Origin of the sequence: Vibrio mexicanus (assembly GCF_001012815.1) — a bacterium.
Taxonomy (GTDB): Bacteria; Pseudomonadota; Gammaproteobacteria; order Enterobacterales; family Vibrionaceae; genus Vibrio; species Vibrio mexicanus.
Genome location: NZ_JYJP01000108.1, coordinates 49767 through 58202, shown reverse-complemented (window position 1 = coordinate 58202; position 8436 = coordinate 49767). Strand labels below are relative to the sequence as shown.

General features: G+C 44.0%; 3 protein-coding genes and 3 pseudogenes. 3 read left to right on the top strand and 3 right to left on the bottom strand.

Going from position 1 to position 8436, the window contains the following annotated elements:
- The coding region (locus UA76_RS16320) for a GNAT family N-acetyltransferase (protein ID WP_047048322.1) at window positions 1–322 on the top strand (322 nt) is incomplete at its 5' end.
- A 69-nt stretch (window positions 323–391) separates the two neighbouring features.
- Here UA76_RS16320 and UA76_RS16315 read toward each other — a convergent pair.
- Entirely contained in the window at window positions 392–1363 is a 972-nt protein-coding gene (locus tag UA76_RS16315; RefSeq protein WP_047048319.1) for a CobW family GTP-binding protein, read from the bottom strand.
- 569 nt (window positions 1364–1932) lie between these two features.
- Here UA76_RS16315 and UA76_RS16310 point away from each other — a divergent pair.
- Window positions 1933–2900: pseudogene (locus UA76_RS16310) on the top strand (TDT family transporter).
- A gap of 212 nt (window positions 2901–3112) precedes the next feature.
- Window positions 3113–4293, top strand: a pseudogene (gene cqsA / locus UA76_RS16305) (alpha-hydroxyketone-type quorum-sensing autoinducer synthase).
- Here cqsA and UA76_RS16300 read toward each other — a convergent pair.
- Together UA76_RS16300 and UA76_RS25720 are read right to left on the bottom strand one after the other, a co-directional pair.
- Window positions 4290–6335 (bottom strand): hybrid sensor histidine kinase/response regulator, encoded by a 2046-nt coding sequence (locus UA76_RS16300; protein WP_047048314.1) that lies wholly within the window; start codon window positions 6333–6335, stop codon window positions 4290–4292. The pseudogene cqsA and the gene UA76_RS16300 sit on opposite strands and share 4 nt — an antisense overlap.
- A 123-nt stretch (window positions 6336–6458) precedes the next feature.
- Window positions 6459–7024 (bottom strand): annotated as a pseudogene (locus UA76_RS25720) (SbcC/MukB-like Walker B domain-containing protein); the annotation flags it as partial.
- Window positions 7025–8436: the final 1412 nt, after the last annotated feature.

Sequence of the window (8436 nt, the reverse complement as noted above, 5' to 3'; positions counted from 1 at the left end):
TGTACCAGAAAAGTTAATTCCTGCACTCTTAAATTCTGACACATTAGTTTTAGCCCGTGTCAGTGGTCAACTAGTCGGTATAGGCAACGCTATCTCTGACGGCCATCTAGTCGTTTACTACCCTCACATGTTGGTACACCCAGAATTTCATGGCTTGGGTATCGGGAGAAAGATGATGGATATAATGCTCAGCAAGTACGGCAATTTTCACCAGCAAATGTTAACTGCAGATGGTGAGGCAGTAGACTTTTACAAAGCGATGGGATTTGAGAGAGCCGGTAAAACAGAGCCCATGTGGATTTATTCCGGTGACGATCACTAGCCAATACAGATAAAGGGAGCCAATCCAGACTCCCTTATAGCTTGTATCTGACTACGAAATTGACTCGAACTAACGGATGAGGCCGAGTAGAACACCTTCTAGCTGGTCCCAAGGCATTAATTGTGAATCAATCACCTCCAAGCGTGATTCGAAGCCGGATAGGGTCAGTTCATTCACCGACACCACGCCATTACTCACATTAAAGGCATAACAACCTTTATCGGTGTTCATCACGCCTTTTACTCGCTCTGCGGTTAAAGCATTGAGCATTGAAAACAGCTCGTCAAAGTCAAACACGATCTCCGCCCCAAACAACCAACCGCAGCTAAAGTAGCCTTGGCCTTTGTTCTCTTTGCGAATGTGCGTTTGATTTGGTGGCAACTGAAACTGTGGCTCTAACGCTGCGTGATGGTGGTGATGCTCTTCAATATCCATGTCTTCGCTTGGTTTGATGAACATATCCAGTAGAGAAAGCTCAAGGTTACCATGAGAGGTCGCCACGATATCAGCTTCAATGCCTTGCTCTTGTAGCCAGATTGCCATTCCATCATTGTGTGATTTAGAGGCAAGTTCATTCTTGTTGGCGACGACGACGTCAGCCACTTCCAACTGCTGTTTGAAGTTTTGATTGGACAGATACTTCTCGTCTTCAAAATAGCGCGCATCGGTAAGAGTCAACGTAGAGCGCATCTCAATGTAGGGGCTAAATTGGGCTGATGAGAGTGTCGCCATGATTTGCTTCGGATGACCAAGACCTGTTGGCTCGATGATCAACCTATCAGGGTTTTCTCTAAGCAATGCGGTGATCGCAACACTCGTTGGAACTCCGGCCGTGCAGCAGATACAGCCGCCCGGTACTTCTTTAATCATAGCGCCTTGATCGGTCATCATTGCACCATCAATACCGATCTCACCAAACTCATTCACCAGCACAGCCCACTGCTCACTTTCCGGTTTGTTTTTGAGTAGGTTAAGAATCGTTGTGGTTTTACCTACGCCAAGAAAGCCGGTAATAATATTGGTTGGAACTTTACGTGCCATCTGTTCTCTCCTTTGTTGGCGCTGATTATAACGGCTAACAAGGAAAAAGGGCACAAGGGAGCGAGATCTTACCGATCTCTTCAGGTGAAGAAAGTTAGATAGCTGTTTATAACGCTAGAAATAACGAAAGGCGTACCCTAAAGTACGCCTTTCCCTCGTGTCTCAATCGTGAGTTTGCGAATCATACGGCCTAGTTTCGACCTGATCATTTACGAGGAACTATAATATTTGAGAATTGAATCCATCCAAATTGTAGGTAAGGCGATTCATTTTCCTCCCTGCGAGTCGGTTCAGATTGCCTTACACATTAACTATGGTCCAGAATCTGAAAAATACAAGATTGATGACGTTTAAATGACAGTTTCGTTCCATCTTGTGATCAATCTCAACACCCTACAAAATACTAGTTCAAGCGCTAATCTTAGGTAATGAATAAGAACTAAGGTTTCAAATAAGAACATTATCAGCAGCTTAGAACCCTGTATTCCAGTCGGCATTGTTGCTATTATTCTTCCCCATTCGTTGTAATGGCATTTCTAAATCCCTAGCAGATTAACTGGAGCTAATCATTGAACTGGAGAAGACTGACTCGCTTTCAAAATGTTCCCCCTCTCAAGCCGCGTTAGCGTTGGGAACCATTTCTCTAGGACAAGCGTGGGCGCTCTACGTGCCTTCTATTGGCGAACCAATCAGACCCTTTCTCGCAGGGCTGGGGGCTATACTCCTGTTTCCTGTTCTTTTGAAGTACTTGACGAGTTACCGCACTTTTATCCAAGACATTAAACACCCGCTTAGTGGAAGCTTGATGGCTCCAATGAGCATGGCACTATTGGTGCTGTGCGACTATTTAGCGGGAATCTCAGCTTTGCTCGCGTATCCAATATGGTTCGCAGCCCTGCTGCTACATTTTACAATGATGGTGCTATTTTTTAGCTTTCAGGCAATGAAGTTTAGAGTCTCTAATATTGTGCCTAGCTGGTTTTTATATCCGGTGGGATTAATCAGTAGCTCTTTAGCGGGTTCGCAGTTTGGTCTAACCGTCTTTTCAGAAACATTGGTAACCGTTTGTATTACTATCTATTTTTTCATGTTACCCGTTGTATTGTATCGGCTGGTATTTGAAGGAAGATTACCAAGAAGAGCTCGGCCAACTTTGGCTATTATGGCCGCACCCATAAATTTAACCCTTGCCACTTATCTTGTTAATTTTAACGAGCCGGATCCTATCCTTACGGGCATGCTTGCCGGAATTGCGATCACTATGACGTTATTAATCTATCTTTGCTACTTCAGATTAATGCGTCTTAGGTTTCAGCCATCTATTGCGGCTATTACCTTTCCTTCAGTAATTAGCTCGATCGCAATGTTTCGACTGACTGACTTCTTTGAGCAGCACCACCCAGACTGGTACTGGCTCCATAGCTTTGGTTTATTTGAACTAACCGTTGCCACCCTATTAGTTCTTTGGGTTTCAATAGGTTATGTGAGAATGTATTGGCCGGAATTAAATAAGTTCTTACCCTCCGTCGCAAAATAATTTCTGTTCACATGAAATGACTTACAAATTAACAAATATGAAACAGGTTGCAACCCCTTAAAGGTAATTAATATTATTGTTATTTAAAGTAAATATATTTTTGTTTGTTTAATAACGCAAATAATTAAATATTTCCATTCGACTAATTATGACTTTCTGTTCATATAGTTCTTGTCAGCTGGCTAGATATGCAACATTACAAGGATTAGAATATGAACACGTTTAACCATTACCCTAAGTTACCCGATTTTATTCAAGACCGGCTTAATGTCATTACTAGTGACATCTTAGAAAGTACGCAAAACGGCAAGCACCTCGTTTTAGGAAAAAGGCCTGTCGATGGGGATATTTTTCTGCAAAGCAATGACTATCTTTCCCTCTCAAACGAGCCAGAGATTATTCAAGAACACATTCGCTCATTGGACGAAAACGCATACTCGCCGGTGATGTCCGGTGTTTTTCTCCAAGACAATGACTCCAAACCCCATTAGAACTTGCCCTTGCTAACTACCTTCACTTCGATTCATGTTTGGTGGTTCAATCAGGCTGGTCAGCCAATACCTGTTTGCTGCAGGCTATTTGCAACCCCAATACGCCTGTTTACATCGACTTTTTGGCTCACATGTCACTATGGGAAGGTGCCCGAATTGTTGGTGCACAACCTATCCCCTTTATGCACAACAATGTTCGCCACCTAAAACGTATGATTCGCCAACACGGGCCCGGCATTATCGCCGTCGATTCCGTGTACAGTACGATAGGTACCGTCGCACCGCTGAAAGAGATTGTTGACGTAGCAAAAGAGAATGGCTGCGCAGTGTTAGTGGATGAATCTCACTCACTCGGAACGCACGGCAAGCACGGTGAAGGTTTAGTTCATGCATTAGGCTTGTCAAAACGCGTCGATTATATTACTGCTAGCCTAGCAAAAACCTTCGCCTATCGAGCAGGCGCGATATGGTGTAACAATCGCACGAATGACGTCCTGCCATTCATTGCGTACCCAGCTATTTTCAGCTCGGCGATGTTACCCCATGAGTTGGATCGACTCTCCAAAACACTCGAGGTAATTAAGCGCAGTGATAAGGAACGTAGACACCTGCAAGATATGGCGAAATACCTCACCATAGAGCTAAAGCGAATCGGTTTTACCATCCGTAGTGAATCTCAAATCATTGCACTAGAAACAGGCGATGAGGCGAATACAGAGAAAGTACGCGATTTTTTGGAGGAGCGTGGTGTGTTTGGTGCCATTTTCTGTCGGCCAGCAGCTCCGGCCAATAAGAACATCATTCGATTCTCACTGCACGCTAAGTTACAGCAATCTCAGCTCGATCATGTTATCGAAGTATGCAGAGAAGCATTTGACCAATCTGAGCTGAGCTTTATTTAGACCCAGTCAGCAATTGTATTCAGTAGCACTTTCGTATCAGCGGGTTTGACCACTAAAGCATTCATACCCGCCTCTTCTAACTTTTTGGTATTCACTTCAGAGCTGTCACCTGTATGGGCAATAATCGGCATATCGGAATAAATAGTCTTTGAGGAACGTATCTTCCGAGTCGTTTGAATTCCATCCAATACTGGCATTTCGATATCCATCAGCACCAAATCGATTGGCCTAGCTTTTAACACATCGAGTACTTCGGCACCGTCATGCGCTTGCACCACGGTAAACCCTTGCTGCTCAAGCAGTATTGATGTGTAACTCCGAAGCGAATCATTATCGTCGGCTACGATTATGGTTTTCTCCATATCAAAACTTTTAGTCGGGAGCTGAGAACGATCCATTGACGGCCACTCAAACAGTAGCTGTTCAATCACTTCGCGTGGTTGTTCAATCAGTTGCCTTTTTTCAATGGGCGTAAACTGCAAATGTTTATCTATTTGGTTAACGTACTCATAGCGCTCATCATAGATACAGGCAATACGGCCTTCAGTAAACTGTAACTTAGCCTCTAACAAGTGAAACAGATCTGGCGCGATTCGTTGCGCATCAAGATCAAGAACAATAAGGTCGTACTCAAACTCATATTCCTGCTTATCACAGGCAATGTCGAGCATCAGGTGATCACATTTAAAATTCTGATAGAAAGACAACTCCGATAAATGCGTAAAGGCTTTACCCTTGTTACCAATGTACAAAATTGATTTCGACTGAATGAGCTCACTTTTTAAAGTCGAGACTTCTTCTGAATCATAAGCAGGAAAGCTCAATTTAAACTCAGTCCAAGCGTCAAGTTCTGACTCACACGTTATGTCTCCGAATAGCGCCGTCATCACACGTTTACAGAAAGGCAACCCCAAACCAAAGCTGCCACTTTTACCGAAGGTATAAAAGTCTTCAAAAACATGATTAATGGTCTCTTGGCTCATACCAGCACCATTATCTTTCACTAACACCTTTCCGCCAAACTCATCGACATCGACCGTGATTTCGATGTAAAAATCACCACTACGACGGTAATAAAAGGCGTTTTTCATCAAGTTAAAAATCAGATACTTGAGCAGCGTATCACTGCCAAAGAAGTGCGTATCTTTCTTAACATTCAACTTAACTAACCGTCTATCGGAGGCTTTCTTGTAGGCGAAGGTTTCAATCGCATGTTCAACCACACTTTGAATCGAATACTGCTTGAAGGTGGTGTTAGATATACGATTTTTATCAATCGAGGTGAGCAATAAATCAATGGTATCGTTACCTGTCCTAATCACATTGTCTGCATCGGACAATACCTCTCGAGCGATCTCGATTTCTTGCCTACTTAGTTCATAACGTTCACTGTCGCCAAGTTTTCCAGACGGAAGAATAGAGAGTAGTACATCATTGATTGAGCGCAGTGCAGCTAAGGGGTTTCGCATTTCATGAGCAATACTCGCGCCAAACGCTTTTGCTATCGACACTTTCGTCTCGTGTTCTACCTGATTTCGGAAATAACAGATATTGCCAAACACGTAAGTAAAAATGAAAGTGGGAACATAAGCCCAGACGGCATCTTCTAGCATCGCATCAATATCTAAGCCATACGCGGCAATCAATGCAATCAACATCGCGAGAAAAGCTTGAAGCAGAATCACCCATGTTTGGTGAACGAGTAATATGTGTAAAAAGCACGAAGCCATTAACGATAACGCCCAAACGGTCGACCAATCGTTCATGAACATCATGTAAGAGAAAAACAGCGGCAAACCTATGGCCACTGTCATCAAATAGTATTGAGGAAGAAATGGCGCAAGCACGCGAGGAAAATGCGCACGTAAAGCAACACCGAGAAACAGTAGCGAACAAAATAGACGCAACGGTAAGTTCTCATAAGGCTGTGGGAACAATTCAACCCATACGTAATAGTAAATTGGAAAACCTAAAAAGCCCATCCAACCAATCAGTGACATGTTGGGTTGCGCATACTGGTAGATTTTCTTGGCTACATCCATGTAACTACTGCACCGTTAAGTAAAAACAACTACTCTCACCATTTTATGCTATGCCGCTTTATTTGCCGTACACAGCACACCATTTATGCAACCTACTTAACATAAGTAAGTTGCATTTTTGACTCAATTAGTAGTCAGGCCAATAGAACTGCCGACTCGACTTGGCTCAATATCAATGCGAAGTGACATCTGCTCTTTCAGCTCAGAAACGTGAGAAATCACCCCAATCGTTCGCCCACCCTGCTGTAAATCGATCAAGGTTTGAATCGCTAAATCAAGCGACTCCGGATCCAAGCTGCCAAACCCTTCATCAATAAAGAGTGAATCCAAACGAATGCCACCGCTGTACGACTGCACCACATCAGACAAACCAAGCGCTAGTGCCAACGCCGCATGAAGGATTCACCACCAGACAGAGTCGCTACGTCGCGCCACTTTCCGGTATAACCATCCTCGACCATTAAATCGAGGCCTGAACCCACATTGCCTTTCGCTCTTTCTTCTTTGCGCTTAAGCTCGTAACGACCTTTGCTCATGGTTCTTAGACGCATAGAGGCTTGGATCAACACGTCATCTAACAGCACTCCCAATACAAACCGGTGCAGGCTGACTTTAGAGCCAGTTTTACCATTGGCGATATCGCTCAATGTTCCAATCACTTGATACTCTTTATCTAACTTTTCGTTCTCAGCATAGAGAAGCTGTATCTTCTTAGTGACTTGCTCAACTTGATCCAGTTTTGATTTGTATTCTGTATAGAGTGCCAGCGCTTCCTTTTGCTTGTCTTGTGCAGAGGACATTTCGACTTCTAGCACGTTCATATCAGGAAGCTCGCTTTGACCTTCCAGAGATTGCTCTAAAGACGCAATTGCCCCTTTTAATTGCTCAGTTTTAGACTCAAAGGTCGAAATGGCTTTCTCTAGTTCTACGATTTGCTCCGACGTTCGCTTAGCCAGCATATAGTCTTGCTCGTTGTCGAACACGCTCGCCGTTACTGTCTGTAGCCATTCACTTTCCGATTTCTCGAGTTCTAATTCACATTCACGAACTTGATTTGTAAGGGCCTCTACAGACGCCTTAGCCTCCGCCCAAGTTACTGCCGCTTTTTCAGCCGCTTGCTGCGTGGCCTGTTCGTTAGCCGTTATCGAAGTCGTGCGCTGCTCAACATCACGCATTGCGGCCACAACTTTTTCAAGCTGTTGATACTCATTGGGTATCGCCTCATTTTGAGCATCGAGTTCTGTCTGCCATTTTGATTTGGCCACTTGATTCTGCGTGACAGCATCACGCATTATCACCAGCTCAGATTCCACTTGCTTAAGTTGCGTTTCAAGACCAACTAATTGGGTCGTCATCGTATTGATATCAATACGTTCGAGCCCTTGAATCTCATTCGATAAGCTTTGATGTTGAACTTCTAACCGTTCTATATCCGACTCTAACTGCGGTTGGCTCTTGATTTGCTCGTCAACGCTCAGAAGGTTTTGCTCGGTTTTCGCGACCACCATTTGCCCTTTCTGCACGCGGCCTGAGACATGGTCGAAATCCGCTTGCGCTTTCACTTGCACTTCTCGTGCTTGCTCAACATGCTCTTTGGTCACTTCATTGCCACTGAAACGCGCAGGCGCCGGATGTTCTTCACTGCCACAAACCGGACAAGCGGCGCCAAGCTCTAGTGTTTTTGCTAATTGAGCCGCTTGGGTGCTATGCCATTGATATTCGGTTTCATCTGCTTGCTTCTTGCATTGCTCGAAGATCTCTTTTGCTTGGGTTAGTTCACCGTTTAGCTTATTCAACAGTGCCGATTGCTTTTCAAAGCTTTGTTGAAGTTCATTTCTCTGCTTCACCAAATCAGTATGGCGAACTAAAGCTCAAGTTGTTGGCGCTTAACGGGAAGTGCCGCAAGTTGCTCTTTCGACTCATCCAGACGTTTTCTTAAATCAATCAAGTCGCTGTCGAGTTTCTCTCTTGTTTGCTGTTTGTTGTTTGCGTTAAGACTCAGCTGTTTCTCATTAGCTAACTCTAGCGCTAGCTGTTTTTCAATTTCTGCTCGGCTTTGCAGTTTCTTTTCATAGTCTTGGAACACATACAACTGCTTGGT